Here is a 23,865-nt window from a genome sequence, read left to right as displayed (position 1 = left end):
GCCCTGTGCTCAGGGCGTTTCACGCAAATCTATACCTGTGTCGCGGGTGTCAGCCGCCGATCAGCCGTCTGAGGAAGGAGCGGGATTTTGGTTCGCCCGAGGGTGTGGTTTCAGCGGGCGGTTGGTCCGCCGCGATCTCGACTGGAGGCATCGCCATTGGTGGCGTGTTGCGCTCCGCTTCAACTTGTGGTGCGGTCCCGGCTATAAGCTCGGCCTTGTTCGTAGCGGCAATCTCGTTGATGGGGGGCTGCGGTGAGGGCGAGCGCAGATGCGGCGGCATTTGAATGCCCGCCTCGGGCTGCGGAAAACTCTGCGTTGGGTCCGCGCCGCCCGCGGCGATTTCCTCGGCCAACAGCTCCTGAATTGTCTTCATGGTGAAGGCCGTCGGCTCTTTGGCCGAGGTGCTCTTCATCGGCTCGCGTCGTCCATATTCCATTCGCATTCCTCCGGGCATCGACAATCGCCCGAATGAACAGTGACACCAGAATCTGGCAATTTCGTGGTTTTCAGGGGGAAAAGTGATGCCCGGCTGTCATGCGACTGGTGCAGATACCGGCGCGTGCGTCTGCTCCTTGTGGCGGGTGGGCGAGGCAAGCGATGGATGCAGATAATCGCGCGTCAACGGCACCGCATTGCGCTTGTGCGCCAATTGCAGGTGATAGACGCCCTGCATCTGATGTTCGAAGGCCAGAATGCACACCGTTAGATAATAGCGGAACATCCGTACAAAGCGCTCATCATACCGTGTCGTGATCTCGTCCAGATGCGCATCGAAACGATCGCGCCAGTGTCGGATGGTCTTGGCATAGTGCAAGCGCCAAACCTCAATATCGGTCTGCCACAGACCTGATCTTTCCATCGCGGGCGCCAACTCGGAAAGAGAGGGGACATAGCCGCCGGGAAAGATGTATTTGTTGATCCATGATGAATGCGCGATCGGCGGCGCCGACCGGCCAATCGTGTGGATCAAGGCCACACCATCAGGATCCAGCAATTCGGCCACGCGGCCGAAATACGTGTCGAAGTTGGGGACGCCGACGTGTTCCAGCATCCCGACCGATACAATGCGATCAAAAGTGCCCTTCGTATGCCGGTAGTCCTGCAATCGGAAGTCGATCTGATCCGACAGCCCCGCTGCATCTGCCCGCTGCCGGGCGGTTGCCAATTGGTTTTCGCTTAGGGTGATCCCGGTCACGCGGCATCCATAGTCCTGCGCCAGCGTCAACGCCATGCCGCCCCAGCCACACCCAACATCCAGCACATGCATGCCCGGCTCCAGACACAGTTTGCCTGCTATATGCGCCTTCTTTGCGGCTTGGGCCTGCTCCAGTGTCATCTCGTCATCCCGGAAGTACGCACAGGAATACTGCATGTCCTGATCCAGAAAGAGCCGGTACAGGTCGTCGGAGATGTCATAGTGATGGGCGACGTTCTTGCGCGATGCGTTGGGCGTATTGTTTTGAATGAAACGGCGCATGTGAAACCGGGCGCGATTGGCCACGAGCATCCAGGGCGGAATGGTGCCCTTGAAACGGTTGCGGATGATAAGCGTCAATGCGTCATCCAACGTGCAGTTTCTCGGCGTGATTTTTTCGTCCATATACCCTTCGCCAAGACCCAGGTCTGGATTCAAAACCAGTGCGCGCAGGGTTGCCTCATCGGAAATCTCAAGGTGAGCCGATGCCCCGGTGTCTGGCCCATAGTCCCGCGTCGTTCCATCCGGATAGGTCAGGCTAAGACGGTCCTCCACCATCATGCCTGTCAGAAAACGGTCAAGCAGTGTGTCCCACATGATCGCACTCCCCCAAAAAAGCACTCCGAAACTAAAATTGGGGTGGCTGTTGGGGTTACGTCAAGGGCTAGGGCGCTTCTGCGTCCAGATACGCCCTCACGGTACCTTCAAATGCGCGTGGATCATCTGCGTGCAGCCAATGCCCCGCATTGGGTATCTTCACGAAACGCGTTCTGGGAAACAGGGTGCGGATGATTGGACGGTGGTCACCCGTGACATAGTCGCTTGCCCCGCCCGAGAGGAAGAGCGCGGCCCCCTCGAACGACGTGTTCATTTTGGGAAAATCAAGAATTGCAGGCATGTTTTCTGCCAGTGCATCCAGGTTCAGGCGCCACCGCGCTTCGGCCACGTCCAGCGATTGGGTCAGAAAGCTGCACAAAGCGGGTTCGACCCCCAGTGCCGCAAGTTGCGCATTCGCCTCTGATCGTCTGGTGACTTTTGTCAGATCGACGGCCCGCATAGCGTCAATGTATTGCATCTGGCTGTGGCCATAGCCCACCGGCGCAATATCGCCGACTACGAGCCTGCGCACAGTGTCTGGGCGGTTCAGCGCCAGCATCATGGCGGCTTTGCCCCCCATGGAATGCCCAACGACATCCATCGGCCCACCCAATGTGTCAATCACCTGTGCCAGATCGCCAGCCATATCGGCATAGCCATGATCATCCGACCAAAAGCTCTGCCCGTGGTTGCGCATGTCCACCGTTATGACGCGCCGCGTGTCAGATAGGCGCTTTGCAATCACACCCCAATTGCGACCCGATCCATACAGACCGTGCGCGATCAAGACAGGTGTGCCATCGATGTTGCCGTGTTCGGAATAGCTAAGCATAAGGGCAGACTTAGCCATGTTGGGCAGGCGCCACCAGAGGGATTGAGCGCTGGGGGACACGAGGTTAGAAAACGGTATGGAAACGCAGGACAGCATTCAGGCCCGCGCAGCCCGCGTTCAGGGCGCACTGGCCGCAGCATTTGGCGTGCGCGCCAAGTCGTTGGAGGTTGCCCTGCGCCGCACCGGTCGTCGATTGCCCAAACGCCTGCACGCCGAGGCGAAGAAGATCGTCGCGGCACAATCGTTCGGAGCGCACCCCCGCCTGATGCGGCAGGTAGATGGCGCGGCACTGTCATCGGCCGAAGACCGGATTGTCGTTTTTTTGCATGGAATAGACCGGGCCGACCGCCGCAAGGGGATGTGGCTGGGGATCGCAGCCGCCGTCGCGTTCAACATTCTGCTGGTGTTCACAGCGGTGATTGTCTGGATGTGGTGGACCGGGCAGTTCTAGTCGACGCTGGATGTTTGCAGCAGGGTGTGACAACGCTTTGTCCGCCATGGCTTTGAATTACAATCAGGGTTTGACCAAGCAATCCGGCCGCGTCCTCGTCCTTGGGGCGACCGGCACAATTGGTCTCGCGACCACGGCGGCGCTGATGCGTCACGGGTATGACGTCACCTGCGTTACGCGCCCGGGTTCTGGCACATTGGACCGGCAGGTCAACCTGCAAGGCGCAGAGATTGTCGAGACAGATATCACGGATTCCGACCACTTGCGAAGCACCGTATTCGCCAATGCCTCATTCGACGCGGTGATTTCCTGTCTTGCGTCTCGCAACGGCGCACCCAAGGACGCCATGGCCATCGATCATCACGCCACAGTCGGCGCAATCGAGGCGGCGAAGGCAGCAGGGGTTGCGCATTTTGTGCTGCTGTCAGCGATCTGCGTGCAGAAGCCGCGCCTTGCATTTCAACATGCCAAGCTTGCGGCAGAACGGGCGCTGGTTGCTTCGGGTCTGACCTTTTCGATCGTGCGCCCGACGGCCTATTTCAAGTCACTCTCCGGCCAGATCGCGCGGGTGCAGAGGGGCAAGCCGTACCTGTTGTTCGGGGGCGGTGAACTGACAGCATGTACGCCAATCAGTGACCGGGACCTAGGGGAATACCTTGTATCATGCCTCACCGATCCGGGGCTACGAAACCGTATCCTGCCCATCGGTGGGCCCGGACCTGCCCTGACCCCACGCGCGCAAGGCGAACACCTGTTCTCGTTGTTGGGGCGTAGGCCCAGGTTCAAACATGTCCCGGTTGGCATGATGCGCGGTATTGGAGGGGTACTGGGTGCAACAAGCCGCGTGGTGCCATCGCTGTCTGCAAAGGCTGAGTTCGCCCGGATCGGGCTGTACTACGCGACGGAGTCCATGCTTGTACTTGACCCCGAAACAGGCCGCTACGACCGCGCGGCGACGCCTTCAACCGGTCAGGATACACTGTTTGACTACTATGCCTCCGTCATCAACGGCGAAACCACTGTCGAGCGCGGAGAGCACAGCGTGTTTTGAAAGCCCCCGCGCGAAGCAGGGGGCTTTGTGATTTATAGGTTCGGATAGAGCGGGAAGCGGGCGCACAGCGCGGCCACTTCTGCTTTCACCTTGGCCTCAACAGCCGCGTTACCATCCTCGCCGTTTGCAGCCAGCCCATCAACAACCTCGATGATCCAGTCACCGATCTGACGGAACTCGGTTTCGCCAAACCCGCGCGTGGTGCCTGCGGGGGACCCGAGGCGGATACCAGACGTGATTGTCGGCTTTTCATCATCGAAGGGCACGCCGTTCTTGTTGCAGGTGATATGCGCCCGGCCCAAGGCCTTCTCGGTCGCGTTGCCTTTGACGCCCTTGGGGCGCAAGTCCACCAGCATCACGTGGGTGTCGGTGCCGTGGGTGACAGTGTCCAGACCGCCCTTGTGCAGTTGATCAGCCAGCGCTTGCGCGTTCTTAATCACCTGCTGCTGGTAGGTTTTGAAGGACGGGTCCAGCGCCTCGCCAAAGGCAACGGCCTTGGCGGCGATCACATGCATCAGCGGGCCGCCCTGGATGCCGGGGAAGATGGCCGAGTTGAACTTCTTGGCCAGCGCCTCGTCATTGGTCAGGATCATGCCTCCGCGCGGGCCGCGCAGGGTCTTGTGCGTGGTGGTCGTAGCCACATGCACGTGCGGGAAGGGTGAAGGGTACTCTCCAGCCGCGATCAGTCCGGCAAAGTGCGCAACGTCTGCCAGCACGTATGCGCCCACCTTGTCCGCAATCTCGCGAATGCGGGCAAAGTCGATCACGCGCGGAATGGCCGAGCCACCTGCGATGATCATCTGCGGCTTGTGCTCAAGCGCCAGCGCTTCGATCTGGTCATAGTCGATGTCCAGCGTGTCGCGGCGCACACCGTACTGAACGGCGTTGAACCATTTGCCCGACTGGTTGGGGCGCGCACCGTGGGTCAGGTGACCACCGGCGTCCAGCGACATGCCCAGGATGGTGTCACCGGGCTGTAGCAGCGCCTGGAACACACCCTGGTTCGCTTGGGAACCTGAGTTCGGCTGCACATTGGCAAAGCCGCAATCAAAAAGCTGTTTGGCACGTTCGATGGCGAGGTTCTCGGCCACGTCTACGAACTGGCACCCACCATAGTAGCGGCGTCCGGGATAACCTTCGGCATATTTGTTCGTCATCACCGAACCCTGCGCCTCAAGCACTGCGGCGGACACGATGTTCTCTGACGCGATCAGCTCGATCTCGTCCCGCTGACGGCCCAACTCATCGCGGATTGAGCCGAACAGCTCGGGGTCACGATCGGCAAGGCTCTGGGTGAAAAAACCATCTGTGCGGTGGGGCGCATTCATGGGAACTCTCCTGCGTGGACTGAGTCGATTTGATTTGCCGTTTCCTATCGGAAACTGGCCCTTTGAGCAAAGGATGTATCCCGACCATTTGCGCACTACCAGCGACAAAGCGCGCTCAGTACTGGTAAGGCGCGAAAAGATATGGTTCTTTCGGCGCAGAACGAACGCCATAGGAAACACCGATGTCTCTCAAGATCGCCTTTGCGGCCAGCCGCGCGCCGGTTGCGCAAACAGCGCGGGCGACATTGATCGGGCGCTATGGTGATGTGTCCACCGAAGCGGCGGACGTCATCGTTGCGCTGGGCGGCGATGGGTTCATGTTGCAAACCTTGCACGCCTCACAACATTTGAACGTGCCCGTCTACGGCATGAACCGTGGGACAATCGGCTTTCTGATGAACGAGTATGGCGAGACCGATTTGGAAGCACGCCTCGAAGCGGCCGAGGAAGCGGAATTGAACCCGCTGTCCATGACGGCTTTGGATACCGAAGGCAAAAGTCATCATGCGCTTGCCATCAACGAGGTGTCTATGCTGCGCGCGGGCCCGCAGGCTGCAAAGTTGCGGATCACTGTGGATGGCCGCCTGCGTATGGACGAACTGGTTTGTGACGGTGCGCTAGTGGCCACGCCCGCAGGCTCAACCGCCTACAACTATTCGGCACACGGGCCTGTCCTGCCCATCGGATCGGACGTGCTGGCCCTTACTGCTGTTGCCGCGTTCCGTCCACGCCGCTGGCGGGGGGCATTGTTGCCAAAAACGGCCAATGTCAGAATTGACGTGCTCGAGGGCGACAAACGCCCGGTCATGGCCGAGGCGGACTCTCGGTCTTTCCGCGACATTGCCGCGGTGGAAATTCAGTCGGAACCATCTGTCGTGCACCGTATCCTCTTCGACCCCGGTCACGGGCTCGAAGAGCGGCTCATTTCCGAACAGTTCAACTGATCTAGCCCTGTGGCGTGATGTAGCTTCTGGCGATGTTCGTGGCCTGCGTCACGTCCAGGATGGGCGGCAACAGGGTCAACAGTTCACCATCGCCATCCAGAAGGTGTACGAGAACTGCCATGGGAGTAGATCCAGCCGTATTCCGGGTCCTGAAACAGCGGCTCTACCTCGACCTTGAACGCATCATAAGCCACCTGCAAGGCATCTTCTTCGCCGGTCAAACCAATGAAATCGCGATGAATTTCAGCCAATGGAGCACCCATCGTATCAACCTGATCCTGGTCCGGGGCAACCGTGATCATCACTGGGGTGACTTCAATTCCATCAGCCGCCAGTTCGTCCACAACCTGCGCCATAAGGGGTAAGGCGGCTGAACAGATGTTCAGGCAATTGGCATAGCCAAAGAACAACAACTGGTGCTTGCCGTCCGGATCAGCCTGCGTGCGTGTCTGGCCGTTCTGATCCAACAGCGCGTAAGGCCCACCAATGTCCACCGGAAACGGGCTTTGGCTTGCGGCGGGCATCCCCGCCACAAGCGTGATCGCCATCAAAGCTGCGCGCACCACCTCAGAAGTTGTCCGCAATCCAGGCCTCATCGAGTTCAACTCCCAAGCCAAGATATCCTTCTTCAGCGATGATGGATTTGATGCGCGGATCTCGCCGGAACCACGGTCCCTTACCTTTCGCTTCGGGATGCTCGGCGGCCCAGTTCTTGGTCCACGTGTTCGCCTTGATCTTGTCGCCACCACCCGGCGGCACAATGGTTTGCACCAGGTAGACATTGTTGGCCCCAAGCTCGGGGTCATCAATCATCAGCCCGTCCACGGTGATGGTCTGGTTGCAGAAGGGCTGCAGTTCCACCGCCGCGCCGGTAAAGGCCGGCTGGCTGTTTTTCATAGGAAGGATCAGAGCATCATCAGCCGTGCGCAACAGACCCAACTGCCGCTTACCTGCACCGCAATCTGCGGGGCAATCGCCGGTGAACGTGCACAGCAGATCGACAACCGTCGCTTCGAACTTGGCGGGCACCTCGGCGTACAGGTTCCAACTGCGCGCCTCGGACCCTTCCGAGAAATCCTGCGCTGTGAGCGGGCTGGCCATCATGGCCAGAAAAGCAATCAGTTTCTTCATTTGTTCGGATCCGGGATCGAGAAGGGGGGCACGTTGCCGTAATCGTCGTGGTTCTGGTTGGTGATATCGAGGTCGGACACCACGTCAGCCACAACAAGGTAGTTCAGGCCGTCACGTTCATAGAGCATACCGTCGGCCTCGACCGTATGCGCCGCCAGCTTGAGTGTGGTGTCACCACCGGCTGTCTGGTCATCCTCACCCACCTTGAGCACCATGTAGACGGTGCCGTCCTCAGCGAGCAGGCCAACGGGGATACCGCCCGCACTGCACCACAAGGCGCAGGTGTGGTGTGCCGACCCCACAACCGCATCGGGACTGCCCATAACACCAGAGTAATAACACCAGGTGTCAATAATCTCCCCTGTCACCTGAATACGTGTGCCTTCCGCAGCCTGTCCTGCCAGCGGTAAGCTCATCGCAGCAAGCGCGCTCAGAATGAGTGATCGCATGATACGGCCTTTCCTGTTCAACTGTTTTTTTACGCTGACAGTTGTAACCAATCCGGTCAAATCACGCTTTTGGTTTCGACCATTTTGTGATCGCTTGGCGCTTGGCTACGGCTCTGTTATCCTGACGTCCAAAGACAGAGGCAAAGAACCCGCCCGCCGAAGTACAGGTATGACAGCACTCAGCAAATATGATCGGCTCGAAGCAACGGGCTTGTGGCGTGACACGGCGGATGCGCAACGGCGCGAAGTTATCGTGTCCATTGGGGATGCAACCTTGATCATCTCCGATCTAAATGATCGCGCCATCACCCATTGGTCTTTGGCTGCCGTCGAAAAGGCACCCGCCCCAGACAATGGGGGCGCGGCTTTTCATCCAGATGGAGATCCGGACGAGGTTCTGGAACTGGGAGCGGACGAGGCGGCGATGATCGACGCCATTGATACGTTGCGCCGCGCCGTTGCACGCGCACGGCCCAAGCAGGGCCGGCTGCGCTGGCTCGGGGCAGCGGTGTCCGTGTCTGCCGTAGCTGCGCTTGCGATTTTCTGGTTGCCTGGCGCACTGGTGGACCATGCCATGCGTGTGGTTCCCCCGGTCAAAGAGGCCGAGATCGGTGCGGCCTTACTGGCCAGGATCGAACGCGTGTCCGGTCAACCCTGCAAAAGTATCGAGGCACGCCCCGGTCTTGTTGCGCTCGCAGGGCGCACCGGGGTGGCACGTGTCGTGGTATTGCCCGCGGGCGTCCGAGAGGCATTGGCCTTGCCCGGTGGTACAGTGTTGGTGAACCGGACGCTGGTTGAAGACTACGAAGAACCGGATGTCGCGGCGGGGTACATCCTTGTCGAACAGACACGCAGCGCCGAAACACCACCTCTGCGCGCCTTGCTGGAACATGCCGGTCCGCGCGCCACGGGCACCTTGTTGACAACTGGATCGCTTCCATCCAGCGCGCTCGAAGCGTTTGCGGAGGACCAGTTGGCCAAAGCCGTTTTTGAAATGCCAGCCGAAACCCTTTTGCCAGCCTTTGCAGCAGCAGAGGTTCGCAGCACGCCTTACGCGCGGGCGCGCGACATTTCGGGCGAGGCGACCTTGCGGCTGATCGAAGCTGACCCGATGTCAGGTCAAGACCCAGTCCCCATTATGCAGGACCGGGATTGGCTTCAACTGCAGGCGATCTGTGAAAGCTGACCACTACTTCCTGACAAAGGCGTCAGAAAAACCCAACGCCCGGCTGCGCGTCAGCCCGTTTGACAGGTCAGCAGACGACCCGAACGGTCCGGCCAGGACAACCTGATATGATTTGCCGCCGCGCTTGAGCTTGCCAATGCGTGCAGGCAGACCAGACCGTGCAATGCGTTGTGCCGCAGCCTTTGCATTGGCCGGCACACCATAGGTTCCCACTTGAACATAACGGCCCGTGACCACTTGCGTTGACGCCTTGGGGACCGCGCGCGCGGCAGTTTTCACGACGGGCTCTTCAGCGGACCGCGTTGAAACGACAGGTTGCCGCGCCTTTTTGCGCGTCTTGCGCTGCACCCGTTTCATGAGCTGTCCGTCGCGCTTCACCAAGGTCACAGTGCCAAGGTCACGCTCTTGCGTCGCGACATCCACATATGGGTATACGAGTGGAACGGTCGCCGTGACATCACGACCTGTACGGCGGTCGATCAGGCGCCGTGGCACGGTACGTGTCCAGGCAAGTCGGGTTTGCGCAATGCCATTCAACGACTGCTCCGCACGTCTCCGGTTCAGACGGTCATCCTCCCAAACCGGTTGGTACCCCTCAGGTATCGGTGCGGGGCGCTGCGCAATCCTGTTGTCATACACGTGGAGTGGAACAACCCGTGTTTCGGGATCGACCGCTTTCGGTTGCGCGGAATTATTGATTGATGCGACCGGTACCCGACGAACAGTCGTGGTCTGGGCTACTCTGGCCTGTCTGACGGAAGGCACGGTCCTCTGTGGTGCAGGAGCCTGGGCGCGGGCGGGGGTCGTGGGTGGTGTCGCAACTTGCCGGGTCGGGGCTGTTGCCGATACGGACCGACGCACGATCACCCGCCGGGTTGGTTGCGCGGGCGCGGCCTGCACGGTCTGTGTCGTCCGCACAGTCGGGCGCGGTGCCGGTGTTGGTTGCACCGCTGTTACCGTGCCCGAGGCAGAAGGCGCGATTGTAATCTGCTCTGGTGCTGCCCCCGCCGATTGGTTCGGTGTGACACGCGCCGCAGCGGCAGCCACGGACGACAGGCTGGGTGTTTGCCCGCAAATCAACTGGCGCTGTCGATTGACCCGAGGGACCCAAGTCACATTCCCATCAATGCCTGCACGGACAAAGACACAGCCCTGGCTGTCGACATATTGTGTCCCTTTAAAGGACGCGGGTGGAAACTCGGCCGGAGCTTGCGCGTTTCGTAAGGATTGGGCGTGGCCAAACCCGATAGACAACGACGCCGCGATAACGGCCCAAGCTGCAATTCTAGTTACTTTCATCATATCCCCCACAAGATATGGGAAATACGATGCCTCAACACCCGGCGTGAGTAAAGCGGCGATACCTGCTATTTGGTGCCAAACATGCGATCGCCTGCATCGCCAAGTCCCGGAACGATGTATCCCACGTCGTTCAACTGATCATCGACGGCAGCCGTCACGATGGGCACGTCCGGATGCGCTTCCTTCATGCGTGCGATGCCTTCGGGGGCAGCCAACAGGCACAGAAAGCGGATATTGGTCGCTCCGGCCTCTTTCAACTTGTCGATGGCCGCGGCGGATGAATTGCCCGTGGCCAGCATCGGATCAACCGCAATGACCAGACGATCTTCCAATGATTCCGGCACCTTGAAATAGTATTCGACGGGTTTCAGCGTCTCTTCGTCCCGGTAAAGACCCACAAACCCGACCCGGGCCGATGGGATCAATTCCAGCACCCCGTCCAGCAACCCATTGCCCGCCCGCAGGATCGAAATCAGGGCCAGCTTCTTGCCATCCAGCGTCGGTGCATCCATCGCCTGCATCGGGGTCTCGATACGCTTGGTGGTCATCGGCAACCCGCGCGTCACCTCATAAGCAAGAAGTTGCGAAATCTCCCGCAAAAGCTGCCGAAACACGGCCGTTGGCGTGCCCTTGTCACGCATGATGGTCAGCTTGTGCTGGACAAGCGGGTGATCAACAACGGTCAGATGTTCGGACATGGCGCAGCTCCTTGGTGATGCCTTCTTCTGCCGTGTCGGGCGCGCGACGACAATCCCCAGTTTCTTCTGACCGTAAATACCACGGGGTTTGGGGCAGGGCCCCAACGCGCGTCAGCGCCACGCAATCGCGCGCGCCGTCAGGCGCTCATTTTGGTGAAACGCCCAAGTGCCGCGCCACCAAATGCGCAACATCCTGAAAGCCAATCAACCCCAGCGGCGCGCCATTCCCGCCATGCACCAGAACAGGCACCCGCTCGCGCGTGTGGTCGGTGCCCACCCAAGTGGGGTCATTCCCATGATCGGCGGTCAGAACCATCAGGTCATCGGCGCGCAATTGCGGCAGAAGACGACCAATCTCGGCATCAAACCACTCCAGATGACGGGCATACCCGGAAACATCCCGGCGATGCCCATACAGGCTGTCGAACTCGACAAAGTTGGCAAAGATCAGGCTTCCATCCTCAGCCGAGGCAACCAGATCAGCCAAATGCCCCATCAGGTCGGCATCCGCGCCCTTGCGCACCTCGTCAAAGCCCTGCATCGAAAAGATATCGCCAACTTTCCCAACGCCGTAGACCCGGTGCCCGGCATCCTGCACCCAATTCGTCAGAATGGGGGCGGGCGGCGTAATAGCATAATCCCGACGATTGACCGTTCGCTCAAATGCGCCCTCCACACCGACAAAGGGGCGGGCAATCACGCGCCCAACGCGCATCTTATGCAGTACCGGCGCCACGGCTTGGCATAGGTCCAAAAGTCGGTCCAGCCCGAAATGTTCTTCATGTGCGGCAATCTGGAACACGCTGTCGGCAGATGTATAGCAGATGGGTTTGCCAGATCGGATATGTTCGGCACCATGCTCGGCAATGATGGCGGTGCCCGGCGCGTGGCAATTGCCCAGTATCCCGTCAACACCGGCCGCGGCACAAACGGCCTCAACCACCTCGTCCGGAAAGGCCGGGCGCGTGTCAGGGAAGTAATGCCAATCCCAAGGCACTGGCACGCCCGCCAATTCCCAATGGCCCGAAGGCGTATCCTTGCCCTGCGACACCTCTGTCGCAGCACCCCAAGGCCCCGCAGTGCCATCTTGATCATTGGCAAGGGCCATGGCCTCAAACAACCCAAGCGCCTGCAGATGCGGCACATCCAACGCTCCGCTGCGGCCATCCTCTGCGCGGCCACCGGCACAGGCCTCGGCAATATGACCAACGGTATTGGCGCCGGTATCTGGCACATCCCCGTTGAAATACGCAGCCGCGTCAGGTGCCCCGCCAATCCCGGCAGAATCCATGACGATGAGGAATGCGCGTGGCATCAGCCGACCCGTTCCGCGATCAGGTCGGGTACATCCGGCGCTTGCCTGCCAATAGTGATGGCCCTGCGCACCGCAGCCTCGGCCCGATCCGCATCCGCCGGACGCGCCGCATGGATGACGCACAAAGGTTGCCCCTTGGAAAGTTTGCTGCCCAACCGCGCGACGTCAGACAGGCCAACGGCCGGATTGATCACGTCCCCTTCGGCCTTGCGCCCACCGCCCAGATCGACAACGGCCAATCCCAGCGCCTCGCCATCAATGGCGCAGATATATCCCGGGCCCCTCGCGTTGATTTCACGGATAACGGTCGCTTCCGGCAGGAACCTCGACCAGTTCTCGACAAAATGCAGAGGGCCGCCCATTGCGGCGATCATGGTCCCAAACCGTTCCGCCGCACGCCCATCTGAAATAGCGGCAACAATGGCATCTGCGCCCGCCTGCACATCGTTGACCAAGCCGCCATTGGCCAGAAGTACACCACCCAAAGCGGCTGAAATCTCGACCAGCGGCCCCTGTGCCGGGCCGGTCAGGGTGCGCATGGCCTCTGCCACCTCAAGGGCGTTGCCAAGGGCCGGGGCAAGGGGCTGCGACATGTCCGTGATCAGCGCCGTCGTCTTGCACCCGGCGGCATTGGCCGTCTTCACCAGCGCATCGGCAAGGGCGCGCGCAGCTTCCGCATCTTTCATAAAGGCGCCGGACCCGACCTTGACGTCCAGCACAAGCCCATCAAGGCCAGCGGCGAGCTTTTTCGACAGAATGGACGCGGTGATCAGGTCCATGCTTTCGACCGTGGCGGTCACATCGCGCACCGCGTACAGACGTTTGTCTGCAGGGGCGACCTTGGCCGTTGCACCAACAATGGCGCAACCGGCCTTGGTCAACACGTCCCGCAACCGCTGTTCGCTCAGCTCGGTCGATACGCCCGGGATGGCGTCCAATTTGTCCAAAGTACCGCCTGTGTGACCCAACCCGCGCCCCGAGATCATCGGAACGTAGGCCCCACAGGCCGCAAGGGCAGGGGCCAGCACAAGGCTCACGCAATCGCCAACTCCGCCCGTCGAATGCTTGTCGAGGACAGGACCATCCAGATCCCAGTCCAGAACCTGCCCACTGTCGCGCATCGCCATAGTCAATGCGACCCTGCCCACATCACCCAGGCCATTCAGACAAACAGCCATGGCAAAGGCCCCGGCCTGCGCATCGGTAACGGTGCCATCGGCCAGCCCCTGAGCAAACCAGCTCAGTTCCTCACGCGATGGGGTTTGACGTTGGCGAAGTTTTGCAATGATGGATCGTGCGTCACTCATGCATCGCCATCCATATGAGCGGCAACAAAGGCGCCAGGCAGCAATTCGGCCAGCGTCATCACCTGTTCCACGCCTCCGGTGGTGGCCATGGTCACGCGCACATCGCCCGCACCGAATTCTGCCAGCTTCTGACGGCACCCGCCGCAGGGTGTGACAGGCATCGCGCTGCCCGCGACAACATAGGCTTCGGTGATCGTGCCCTGACCGGCGGCCACCATGGCTGCGATGGCCCCAGCCTCGGCGCAGGTCCCCTCGGGATAGGCGACATTCTCGACATTGCAGCCCGCAAACACAGTGCCATCTGCCGCACGCAGGGCTGCACCCACCTTGAAATTCGAATACGGCGCATGTGCGTTTTCTCGCACGGCCAACGCCGCCTGCTTCAACTCGTCCATATGTATCCTCGTTTCGGAGCCCCGACACTAACCAAGCGTTCCAGCGTTGGCTACAGCTTTCAGATGGGCAAGGATCACGAGACACAGCCCGTCATCGCCAAACACGACATCCTAGTCGGTGCGCGTTCCGAACGCCCCCGGCAACGATACCTCAAGCAACTCGATGTCATCAGACAGGTTGGTGTACCGCGTGGCCATATCCGGTGGAATAACAAAGGCATCCCCCGCCTCGAGCACTTGCGGACCGCGCCCTTCGCCCTCAAGGGTCATCGCGCCTTCAAGCACAAAGGTGAACAGGATGTCGCTATCATGCCGGGTCCACGCAGTGTTGCCATGTCCCTTCCGCGCCACCTGAACGCCAGCAACACCAACGGTGCCCGCTGCAATACCAGTGTCGCGGGCCTCAAATCCCGGCAGGCGAAACGGCCCCCACGCTGCATCCTCGACCTTGTGGTGCACAAAGGACTGTCCCTGGAACCGCCGATCCGGGTTCGCCGGACCGTTCGGAAGCTCCATTTCGTGATCAATGGTCGTGACATGCTCTGCAGGCACACCGATCTCGATCACCTCGATATTTTCGCTCGCATACAGCACACGGTGTCGGATCTCGGGCGGCTGGATCACACAGCATCCCTCCGCTAAGCGAAACGGCTCCCCCTGATCCTCGTACACAAGGTCCACCCAACCGCGGTAGCAATAGATCAGCTGAAACCCGACGGTATGATAGTGGACCATGTCCGGCACCGGCCCGCCATCCGGAATGCGGATGTGGCTTGCAATGATCGACCCGCCGAGCCGATCCGGGATCAGATCGCGATAGTGCATACCGGCTCGCCCGATGATCCAGGGGGCCTGATCGGTCAGGCGCCGCACGACAAAGCTGTGCGCGGTCTTGGGCATGACCAAAGGCGGGTTCAGCCCATCAATCTCGACACGTGTGCCATTGGGGGCTGTCAGGATACGCTGACCGTCTGCAAACCCATCCGGATCATCGGTCAGAATGCGCAGCGTTCCCGGCGGCTCATGTGCGCCCGCTTCAATCCGCACCCGCAGCCCATGACCGGAAAACACGGCCACCGAAGGATCATCAGCGGGATAGATCATGTCCATCCGCATGCCCAACACTTTGGTAAAAAACGGAATGTCATCCCGCAATTCTTGCGTCGGCAACCGTATCTCGGCGCGTATCTCAGCCATTTCAATCCTCTTCACTTTGCCAAATAAACTTCGGGGGAATTGCGAATGCAATGGGGGCAGCGCCCCCTTAAAAAAGTCGTGCGCGCAGCGCTCATTTGGGTCACGATGGCTTGACGTGACCAAACGTTATTTGGCGACCTCGAAAAAATAGTTTAACGCTAAACCAAATCCGAACACCCAAGGGGATTCCATGTCCGATACACCGAACCTGCGCGACGCGGCACTTGCCTACCACGAATTCCCCAAACCCGGAAAACTCGAAATCCGCGCGACCAAGCCAATGGCAAACGGTCGCGACCTGGCCCGCGCCTATTCTCCCGGCGTTGCCGAGGCCTGTCTGGAAATCAAGGACGATGCCGCCAACGCCGCCCGCTACACCGCACGCGGCAACCTCGTGGCCGTGGTGTCGAATGGTTCAGCAGTGCTGGGCCTCGGCAATATCGGTGCTCTGGCCTCGAAACCGGTGATGGAGGGCAAGGCGGTCCTCTTCAAGAAATTCGCCTCCATCGACTGCTTCGATATCGAGGTGAATGAAAGCGACCCCGAAAAGCTCGCCGACATTGTCTGCGCGCTCGAACCCACCTTCGGCGCCATCAACCTCGAAGATATCAAGGCGCCCGAATGCTTTGTCGTTGAAAAACTGTGCCGCGAGCGCATGAATATCCCTGTCTTTCATGACGACCAGCACGGCACTGCCATCGTTGTGGGCGCGGCCGCCAAGAACGCACTGCACGTAGCCAACAAAAACTTCGAAGACATCAAGATCGTCAGCACCGGTGGTGGGGCAGCGGGCATTGCTTGCCTCAACATGCTCCTGAAACTGGGTGTGAAACGCGAAAACATCTGGCTGTGCGATATCCACGGCCTCGTCTACGAGGGCCGGACCGAAGACATGAACCCGGCCAAAGCCGCCTTTGCCCAAAAGACCGACAAGCGCACGCTCGATGACGTGGTCGACGACGCGGACCTGTTCCTTGGCCTCTCCGGCCCCGGCGTCCTGAAACCCGAGCACGTCCAGAAAATGGCGAAACAGCCCATTATTTTCGCCCTGGCCAACCCAACTCCCGAAATCCTGCCCGAAGATGCCCGCAGCGTTGCCCCTGACGCGATCATCGCCACGGGCCGCAGCGATTTTCCCAACCAGGTGAACAACGTCCTGTGCTTCCCCTTCATCTTCCGCGGCGCACTCGACGTGGGGGCCACCACGATCAATGACGAGATGCAGCTGGCCTGCATCGACGGTATCGCGGCACTCGCCCGCGCCACCACCAGCGCAGAGGCGGCAGCGGCCTACCAGGGCGAACAGCTCAACTTCGGCGTAGATTACCTGATCCCCAAACCCTTCGACCCGCGCCTTGTGGGCATCGTCAGTTCCGCCGTTGCCAAAGCGGCGATGGAGACGGGCGTTGCCACCAGACCCATCGAGGACCTCGATGCCTACAAGACCTCGCTTGACGGGTCTGTTTTCAAATCCGCCCTTCTCATGCGCCCCGTGTTCGAAGCGGCCCGCGTTACCTCGCGCCGCATCGTGTTCGCAGAAGGTGAAGAAGAGCGCGTGCTGCGGGCCGCCCAGGCGATGGTTGAGGAAACGACAGAACGCCCAATTCTGATCGGGCGGCCAGAGGTGATCGAGGCACGGATTGCCCGCGCAGGCCTCACGATCAAGATCGGCGATACGGTCGACCTCGTGAACCCCGAGAATGACCCGCGCTACCGCGACTACTGGGGCACCTATCACGAGCTCATGTGCCGTCGCGGCGTCACACCCGATCTCGCCCGCGCCATCATGCGCACCAATTCCACCGCAATCGGTGCGGTCATGGTCCACCGTGAGGAAGCCGATAGCATGATCTGCGGCACGTTCGGCGAATTCCGCTGGCATCTCAATTACGTGCAGCACGTGCTTGGTCGCGACTCCTACCACCCCGTGGGGGCGCTCAGCATGATGATTCTCGAAGACGGGCCGCTTTTCGTGGCCGACACGCAGGTGCATCTGCATCCCAATCCAGACGAGATTGCCGAGATTGCCATCGGTGCCGCGCGCCACGTGCGCCGCTTCGGCATCGAACCGAAAATCGCCTTCTGCTCGCAAAGCCAGTTCGGCAACCAGGGCGACGGCTCCGGCTGGCGCCTGCGCGAAGCGATCCGGATGCTCGACGCGCAGAACCACGATTTCTGTTACGAGGGCGAGATGAACATCGACACGGCGCTTGATCCCGAACTGCGCCAGCGTCTGTTCCCGGGCAGCCGGTTGGAAGGAGCCGCCAACGTGCTGATCTTCGCCCACGCCGACGCCGCTTCGGGTGTCCGCAACATTCTCAAGATGAAAGGGGGCGGGTTGGAGGTTGGCCCGATCCTGATGGGCATGGGCAACCGTGCCCATATCGTGTCGCCGTCCATCACGGCGCGCGGGCTTCTGAACATGTCGGCTGTGGCGGGCACACCGGTAGCGCATTATGGCTGATGACCGCATGCGCCTTTGCAATGGTCTGCAAAAAAATGCTTTTGCGCAGGTGTTTTGCCCGAGCGGGCCCACTATCTGAAGATGATAGAGACTGCGCGAGAGAGACATGCGACTGACTATAGTGATCATATCTTTGTTGTCCCTTGCCGCTTGCGCTGAACAGATCAGCGAAACACGCGGGACATATTCCGAGTTTGGGCGCACATTCCCAACGGTGACGCGCACGTATCGGGCAGATGACGGCAGCACCTATTCGAGGACCACGATCATCGTTGGGGCTCAACGTACCACGTGTATCACCGGTGATCGTTCTGACTGTAACGCAGCCTTGAACGTGATACTCAGCCGGACCGCGTCTCGCTAACTAAACATGTCGGCAATGGGCTGTGACCGGATTTTCAACACGTAGATCGCCTGAAATGGCACCAGAGGATCTAATTGATCCGCTCCGATGCCCCACGAGTTGCTGAGGTGGCTGCCGTCAATATCCTTCATGTCCACGTGATATTCTGCCACAGTTGGCGCTCTCAGCCCTTGCCCCCGACAGTTGTCGCCGCGTAACCCTGATGGAGACTATGACGGAGGAGTATGGGCCATGGGCTATCGGGCGGAGTATGACAGTTGGAAAGCGGACCCCGAGGGGTGGTGGATGCAGGCGGCGCAAGCCATCGACTGGGTCAAGGCCCCAACCAAGGCGCTGAGCCAACGCGGCGAACACCTCTATGACTGGTTTGCAGACGCGCAAGTGAACACCTGCTGGAACGCCGTCGACCGGCATGTCGAAGCGGGGCGTGGCGACCAGGTGGCCATCATCTATGACAGCCCAATCACCGGGGCCAAATCCAAGACAACCTATGCCGAGCTGCGGACGCAGGTCGCGTCGCTCGCCGGTGCGCTAGCTGCCAAGGGCGTCACGGTGGGGGATCGGGTCATCATCTACATGCCCATGGTGGCCGAGGCGCTGGTGGCCATGCTGGCATGTGCACGGATCGGGGCGGTCCATTCGGTTGTGTTCGGTGGCTTTGCTGCCCACGAACTGGCTGTGCGCATTGACGATTGCACCCCCAAGGCGATCATCGCCGCCTCTTGTGGCCTCGAACCGGGGCGGGTCGTGGAATACAAGCCGCTGCTCGATGGCGCGATCGAAGAGGCGGAGCATACCCCCGAATTCTGCGTGATCCTGCAACGCGAACAAAGCCCTTGCGACCTTGGCCCTCGCGATGTCGACTGGCATGCGGTGCAAGAGGGGGTAGACCCCGCACCCTGCACACCCGTTGCCGGGACCCATCCCGCCTATATACTCTACACGTCCGGCACCACCGGCGCGCCCAAGGGCGTTGTGCGGGCCACGGCAGGCCACCTCGTGGCGCTGAACTGGACGATGAAGAACATCTACCAGATGAACCCGGGCGAGGTGTTCTGGGCCGCCTCCGATGTGGGCTGGGTCGTCGGTCACTCTTATATCTGCTACGCCCCGCTGATCCACGGCAACACCACCATCGTGTTCGAGGGCAAGCCCATCGGCACCCCCGATGCGGGCACCTTCTGGCGCGTGATCGAAGAACATGACGTCAAATCCTTCTTCACCGCCCCCACCGCCATTCGGGCCGTGAAGCGCGAGGATCCCAAAGGCGAATATCGCGCAAAATACGACCTCAGCTGCCTGCGCGCGCTCTACCTCGCAGGTGAACGGGCGGACCCGGACACCATCGAATGGGCCAAGGACCTGCTGGACGTTCCGGTCTACGATCACTGGTGGCAAACCGAAACCGGCTACACCATCGCGGGCAATCCCGCTGGGCTCGAAGCATTGCCGGTCAAGGTGGGTTCACCCACCGTGGCAATGCCCGGCTACGATGTACAGATTCTGGATGATGCGGGGCACCCCGTCGCTCCCGGCGAACTTGGCGCCATCGCGGTCAAGCTGCCGCTGCCCCCAGGCACTCTGCCGACCCTCTGGAATGCAGAGGATCGGTTCATCAAGTCCTACCTCCACACGTTCCCCGGCTACTACGAAACGGGCGACGCGGGGATGATGGACGAAGACGGCTACCTCTACATCATGGCGCGCACCGATGATGTCATCAACGTCGCAGGCCACCGCCTGTCCACTGGTGCTATGGAAGAGGTGCTGGCCGGCCACCCGGATGTGGCCGAGTGCGCGGTCGTGGGCGTCTCGGACCAACTCAAGGGGCAGTCACCTGTCGGTCTGTTGTGCCTGACCAACGGCGTGAACCGGGCGCATGACGAGATCGTCACCGAATGCGTGAAGCGGGTGCGCGACCAGATCGGTCCAGTGGCCGCCTTCAAACAGGCGGTGGTCGTGGATCGCTTGCCCAAAACCCGCTCCGGGAAAATCCTGCGCGGTACAGTGGTCAAGATCGCGGACAATCAGGACTTCAAGATGCCTGCCACCATCGACGATCCCGCCATTCTGGACGAGATCAAGGACGCGCTGCAAACCATCGGCTACGCCAAGGGGTGACGGGCGGGGCGGAGGACACCTCCGCCTTACGACATATCGCCAAGCGCGTGAACCGCTGCGCTGACACCGCGCAACTCCAAAGGGCCCAGATCGGACAATCCGGTCTGACCCGCCGCCACCTCGTCCGTGACCATGATCGCGTGGCCCTGGCGCTTGCCCGCATCGCACAGGCGTGCGGCCACATTGGCGGCAAGGCCGATCACGGTGAAATCCAACCGCGTGCTTGACCCGATATTGCCATAAGTGACGCGACCAAAGGCGATCCCGATGGCGCAAGACGTTTGCGCTGTCACTTCGTCTTCTGCCACCTTGGCAACCACCTCCCGCGCCGCCTCAAGGGCCGAGGCACAGGCCGTCGCCGCATCCTCACCCGCGGGGAAGACTGCCAGCACAGCGTCGCCAATGAATTTCAGAACCTCGCCGCCATGCGCGTCCACGATGGTCGAAGTGATGTCCAAAAACGCGTTCAGAAGTGCAATATACTCATCCCGCGGCAACTCCTGCTCCAATCGGGTTGACCCGCGCAGGTCACAGAACATGATCGCCGCATCAATCTCGTCCCCATCGCCGCGCCGGATCTCTCCGCCCAGCACCCGCGCGCCGGACCGCTTGCCCACGTAAGTCTCCAGCAGCGCCTGCGCATTCTCGCGCTGCATGAACACTTCGTAGTACCGGCTGATGACGGTCGCACATTCAAACACCAGCCCCAGGTTCTCGGTCGTGAAACCGTCGGAGTGGTTCGTAGTCAGGGTCAGCACATTCGTGCGCCCATCGGAAAAGGGCAGGGGCATGGCCACATAATCGGTCGCCCCCTCGGCCCGCAGATCGTCCATAATGGGAAAGCGTGACGCCTCGTCCGTATCCCCCAACCGCTGTCGCACGCCGCCCAGACCCTTGGACACATGCTGCAATGGGCTGTTCACAAAGCCCGGATAGCTGTGAATGTCATAGGACGGGGCAAAGGTCTGCACGTCATCCGTATCTGCGCGCCAGATATAGTTCTTGCCCGCAATCATTGGATGCAGCGACCAGATCAGAACGGCAAGGCGTGATACGGCGATCCCGTTCTCACGCATCTTGGTGGCCAGGGCGCGTGTAAAAGCCTCCGGGTCGGGCAGCGTACCCGCCTCGCGCATCAGCCAGTCGACCAGCGGCCCGGTGATGTTGCCATCGCGCTCGGTCTGCAACTGATTTTCGCCCAATTCGACGCGCGTGGCGGCATTGGGCATGAAGCCGACATAGCCTTGAATGGCCTTGCTCTCGGGCAAGGCCGACACATAGGACCAGACACCGTTTTCGATGGTTTCACCATCCAGCAGAACATCATGATAGCTCGCCGTGCCCTTGAACGGGCAGAAAGTCTGAAGGCCGGTCTGGGGGCCAAGATCTACCAGAATATCCTCGCGCGGGACATAGATGGCTGTCGGCAACCGCGTTTCATACATCGCGCGGGCGCGCGAGGTGTCGGCCAGCAACACGTCGTTGTGCCAGATGCGCACCGGGCGCGTCAGCGGCTCTACGTCAATGCTGTAGCCACTGGGTTTGGGCAGGTCGTCAAGGCTCATGGCAAGTCCCCCTAAGCGTTCATCCTACATGGGCGCACAAGGTCAAACCACCAAGAGGGGGCAGGGCATTTGGAAAAACTGCGGCCTCTTGGCCGTCAGTTTGAAATTTTTTGGTTAAATTTAACTAAAACGACCGCTCGGTGGGGCAGGCTCTTGAAAACAGGCACAAATCAGAAAGCCATGAAAATCACGCAAAGGCTCAGAAGAGGTTGTCCCCGCGGGGACAAACCCCAGGGGGACAGCCTTTTTTGGTTCAAATGGCACCAGATACGACGAAAACGAGGATCACAAAGCGGCTGCGGATTTCCGCAATTCAAACTTCTGGATCTTCCCGGTCGAGGTCTTTGGCAACTCCTGAAACACAACCTGCTTCGGGGCTTTGAACCCGGCCAAAGTCTCACGCGAAAACGCGATCAAATCCGCCTCGCTCGGGTTGGTGCCGGGCTTCAATTCCACAAACGCACAGGGCACCTCACCCCATTTGTCGTCCGGTTTTGCAACAACAGCGGCAAGGTTCACATCCGGATGCCCCATCAGCACACCCTCCACCTCGACGGAACTGATGTTCTCCCCACCCGAGATGATGATGTCCTTGGCGCGGTCCGCGATCTGGATGTAGCCATCGGGATGCTGGATCGCGATGTCGCCAGAATGGAAGTACCCGCCCCCGAAGGCCTCCGCCGTCGCATCCGGGTTCTTCAGATACCCTTTCATGACCGAGTTGCCCCGGATCATGATCTCACCCTGCGCCGCGCTGTCCATCGGCACCTGAGCCATATCGGCATCCATGACGGTGATATGCTCCATCATCGGAAACGCCACACCCTGCCGCGCCTTGATGGCTGCCGTGTCCTCGGCCCCGTCCCAATCGCTGTTCCAAAGGCATTCGGTGACGTGGCCATAGGTTTCGGTCAGCCCGTAGACCTGCGTCACGTTGAACCCCAACGCTTCGATCTTGGACAGCGTGGCGGGGGCAGGGGGCGCACCAGCGGTGAACACCTCGACCACGTGATCAAAGGTCCGTCGATCCTCGTCCAGCGCGTTCACAATCATGTTCAGGACGATTGGCGCACCACCGAAATGGGTCACGCCTTCGTAGTGGATCGCATTGTAGATGGCCGTGGCCGTCACATCGCGGCAGCACACCAAGGTGCCGCCCAGCATCGGCATCATCCACGTGTGGTTCCAGCCATTGCAATGAAACAGGGGTACGATGGCCATGAACACCGGATGCAGAACCATGCGCCATGACACGACGGTGCCCATGGTCATTAGGTATGCGCCCCTGTGATGATAGACGACACCTTTGGGCCGTCCGGTGGTGCCCGAGGTATAGTTGAGGGCAAGGCTTTCCCATTCATCCTCTGGCATGATCCACTCAAAGGCAGGATCGCCTGCTGCAAGCAGATCCTCATAGGTCTGATGCCGTCCCGACGCGGGAAAACCGGCATGGGCATCCGGGCACTCGATCAGCACGGGCGCTGGTTCGTCCATCTGCTGCGCTGCGGCCTCCGCCAGCTCCAGGAACTGGGAATCCACCAGCACGACCTTCGCGCCGCCATGGTCAAAGATATAGGCCACCGTATCCACGTCGAGGCGGGTGTTGATCGTGTTCAGAACGGCACCGCATGCTGGCACGCCGAAATGTGCTTCTGCCTGGGCGGGCAGGTTGGGGATCAGGGTCGCCACGACATCGCCCGGAGCCACGCCCTTGGCGGCCAGCGCGGACGCAAGGCGCGTGCATCTCTCGTAGTACTGTGCGTAGGTCACGCGATGCGATCCGTAGATCACCGCCACCCGATCCGCAAAGACCGATGCCGCCCGCCGCAGATGCGACAGCGGTGTCAGCGGCACATAGTTCGCAGCCGTCTTGCCGAGGCCTGTTTCATCTGCCATCCAACCCATATCGGTCCTCCCCGTATCGTCTTGCGCAGCGATGTTGCGTCGTTATGGCGAGGGGCGCAAGCAATGGA

The 23,865-nt window shown here is 60.5% G+C and carries 21 protein-coding genes; 6 read left to right on the top strand and 15 right to left on the bottom strand.

Annotated features, from left to right (window positions below; genetic code table 11):
* Positions 1-49 precede the first annotated feature (49 nt).
* The 3 genes from ACZ1HN_RS19920 to ACZ1HN_RS19910 all read right to left on the bottom strand — a co-directional run bounded on the left by ACZ1HN_RS19920 (position 50) and on the right by ACZ1HN_RS19910 (position 2,624).
* A complete protein-coding gene (locus ACZ1HN_RS19920; RefSeq protein WP_472728755.1) occupies positions 50-436 on the bottom strand; it encodes a hypothetical protein in 387 nt (128 codons plus the stop codon).
* A gap of 96 nt (positions 437-532) precedes the next feature.
* Entirely contained in the window at positions 533-1,792 is a 1,260-nt protein-coding gene (locus tag ACZ1HN_RS19915; RefSeq protein ID WP_472728754.1) for a class I SAM-dependent methyltransferase, read from the bottom strand.
* Between the two features lie 67 nt (positions 1,793-1,859).
* Positions 1,860-2,624, bottom strand: a complete 765-nt coding sequence (locus ACZ1HN_RS19910; RefSeq protein WP_472729357.1) for an alpha/beta fold hydrolase — start codon at positions 2,622-2,624, stop codon at positions 1,860-1,862.
* A gap of 76 nt (positions 2,625-2,700) precedes the next feature.
* Here ACZ1HN_RS19910 and ACZ1HN_RS19905 point away from each other — a divergent pair, with 76 nt between their 5' ends.
* On the top strand, positions 2,701-3,075 hold the full coding sequence (locus tag ACZ1HN_RS19905) for a hypothetical protein (protein ID WP_472728753.1): 375 nt from the start codon (positions 2,701-2,703) through the stop codon (positions 3,073-3,075).
* Between the two features lie 46 nt (positions 3,076-3,121).
* Positions 3,122-4,126, top strand: a complete 1,005-nt coding sequence (locus ACZ1HN_RS19900; RefSeq protein ID WP_472728752.1) for an NAD(P)H-binding protein — start codon at positions 3,122-3,124, stop codon at positions 4,124-4,126.
* A gap of 32 nt (positions 4,127-4,158) precedes the next feature.
* On the opposite strand, the gene glyA is transcribed toward ACZ1HN_RS19900, so the two are convergent.
* On the bottom strand, positions 4,159-5,454 hold the full coding sequence (glyA, locus tag ACZ1HN_RS19895) for a serine hydroxymethyltransferase (RefSeq protein ID WP_299599312.1): 1,296 nt from the start codon (positions 5,452-5,454) through the stop codon (positions 4,159-4,161).
* 182 nt (positions 5,455-5,636) lie between these two features.
* Here glyA and ACZ1HN_RS19890 point away from each other — a divergent pair, with 182 nt between their 5' ends.
* Positions 5,637-6,398: an NAD kinase gene (locus ACZ1HN_RS19890; protein ID WP_299698723.1), complete on the top strand. Its 762-nt coding sequence runs from the start codon at positions 5,637-5,639 to the stop codon at positions 6,396-6,398.
* A gap of 83 nt (positions 6,399-6,481) precedes the next feature.
* On the opposite strand, the gene ACZ1HN_RS19885 is transcribed toward ACZ1HN_RS19890, so the two are convergent.
* The 3 genes from ACZ1HN_RS19885 to ACZ1HN_RS19875 are packed head-to-tail and all read right to left on the bottom strand — an operon-like array spanning position 6,482 to position 7,978.
* The gene (locus ACZ1HN_RS19885) at positions 6,482-6,946 is read right to left on the bottom strand and encodes an SCO family protein (RefSeq protein WP_472728751.1); all 465 of its coding nucleotides are present in this window, start codon (positions 6,944-6,946) and stop codon (positions 6,482-6,484) included.
* A gap of 19 nt (positions 6,947-6,965) precedes the next feature.
* The gene (locus tag ACZ1HN_RS19880) at positions 6,966-7,529 is read right to left on the bottom strand and encodes a hypothetical protein (RefSeq protein WP_472728750.1); all 564 of its coding nucleotides are present in this window, start codon (positions 7,527-7,529) and stop codon (positions 6,966-6,968) included.
* Positions 7,526-7,978, bottom strand: coding sequence for a hypothetical protein (locus ACZ1HN_RS19875; RefSeq protein ID WP_472728749.1), 453 nt, complete (start codon positions 7,976-7,978; stop codon positions 7,526-7,528). Before ACZ1HN_RS19875 ends, ACZ1HN_RS19880 begins: the two co-directional genes overlap by 4 nt.
* On the opposite strand from ACZ1HN_RS19875, the gene ACZ1HN_RS19870 reads away from it, so the two are divergent.
* Positions 7,977-9,164, top strand: a complete 1,188-nt coding sequence (locus ACZ1HN_RS19870) for a M48 family metalloprotease (RefSeq protein ID WP_472728748.1) — start codon at positions 7,977-7,979, stop codon at positions 9,162-9,164. The genes ACZ1HN_RS19875 and ACZ1HN_RS19870 overlap by 2 nt on opposite strands.
* A gap of 3 nt (positions 9,165-9,167) precedes the next feature.
* Here ACZ1HN_RS19870 and ACZ1HN_RS19865 read toward each other — a convergent pair whose 3' ends face one another.
* From ACZ1HN_RS19865 to ACZ1HN_RS19840, 6 genes are all read right to left on the bottom strand, one after another.
* Positions 9,168-10,466, bottom strand: coding sequence for an SPOR domain-containing protein (locus ACZ1HN_RS19865; protein WP_472728747.1), 1,299 nt, complete (start codon positions 10,464-10,466; stop codon positions 9,168-9,170).
* Between the two features lie 65 nt (positions 10,467-10,531).
* Positions 10,532-11,164, bottom strand: a complete 633-nt coding sequence (gene upp / locus ACZ1HN_RS19860) for a uracil phosphoribosyltransferase (RefSeq protein WP_299698728.1) — start codon at positions 11,162-11,164, stop codon at positions 10,532-10,534.
* A gap of 145 nt (positions 11,165-11,309) precedes the next feature.
* Entirely contained in the window at positions 11,310-12,479 is a 1,170-nt protein-coding gene (locus tag ACZ1HN_RS19855) for a phosphopentomutase (RefSeq protein ID WP_472728746.1), read from the bottom strand.
* The gene (locus ACZ1HN_RS19850) at positions 12,479-13,786 is read right to left on the bottom strand and encodes a thymidine phosphorylase (protein WP_472728745.1); all 1,308 of its coding nucleotides are present in this window, start codon (positions 13,784-13,786) and stop codon (positions 12,479-12,481) included. Before ACZ1HN_RS19850 ends, ACZ1HN_RS19855 begins: the two co-directional genes overlap by 1 nt.
* Entirely contained in the window at positions 13,783-14,181 is a 399-nt protein-coding gene (locus tag ACZ1HN_RS19845) for a cytidine deaminase (RefSeq protein WP_472728744.1), read from the bottom strand. Before ACZ1HN_RS19845 ends, ACZ1HN_RS19850 begins: the two co-directional genes overlap by 4 nt.
* A 111-nt stretch (positions 14,182-14,292) precedes the next feature.
* Positions 14,293-15,378, bottom strand: a complete 1,086-nt coding sequence (locus ACZ1HN_RS19840; RefSeq protein WP_472728743.1) for a cupin domain-containing protein — start codon at positions 15,376-15,378, stop codon at positions 14,293-14,295.
* A 190-nt stretch (positions 15,379-15,568) separates the two neighbouring features.
* Here ACZ1HN_RS19840 and ACZ1HN_RS19835 point away from each other — a divergent pair, with 190 nt between their 5' ends.
* Both ACZ1HN_RS19835 and ACZ1HN_RS19830 read left to right on the top strand, forming a co-directional pair.
* Positions 15,569-17,842: an NADP-dependent malic enzyme gene (locus ACZ1HN_RS19835; RefSeq protein ID WP_472728742.1), complete on the top strand. Its 2,274-nt coding sequence runs from the start codon at positions 15,569-15,571 to the stop codon at positions 17,840-17,842.
* Positions 17,843-18,437: 595 nt separating this feature from the next.
* The gene (locus ACZ1HN_RS19830) at positions 18,438-20,327 is read left to right on the top strand and encodes an AMP-binding protein (protein WP_472728741.1); all 1,890 of its coding nucleotides are present in this window, start codon (positions 18,438-18,440) and stop codon (positions 20,325-20,327) included.
* Between the two features lie 26 nt (positions 20,328-20,353).
* On the opposite strand, the gene ACZ1HN_RS19825 is transcribed toward ACZ1HN_RS19830, so the two are convergent.
* Positions 20,354-21,892, bottom strand: coding sequence for a DUF427 domain-containing protein (locus ACZ1HN_RS19825; protein ID WP_472728740.1), 1,539 nt, complete (start codon positions 21,890-21,892; stop codon positions 20,354-20,356).
* Between the two features lie 285 nt (positions 21,893-22,177).
* The gene (locus ACZ1HN_RS19820; RefSeq protein WP_472728739.1) at positions 22,178-23,797 is read right to left on the bottom strand and encodes an AMP-binding protein; all 1,620 of its coding nucleotides are present in this window, start codon (positions 23,795-23,797) and stop codon (positions 22,178-22,180) included.
* Positions 23,798-23,865 lie beyond the last annotated feature (68 nt).

This window comes from Tateyamaria sp. GN1-10 (assembly GCF_055693845.1).
Note: the sequence above shows the minus strand (reverse complement) of the source record. Positions and strands in the feature narration are given on the sequence as shown.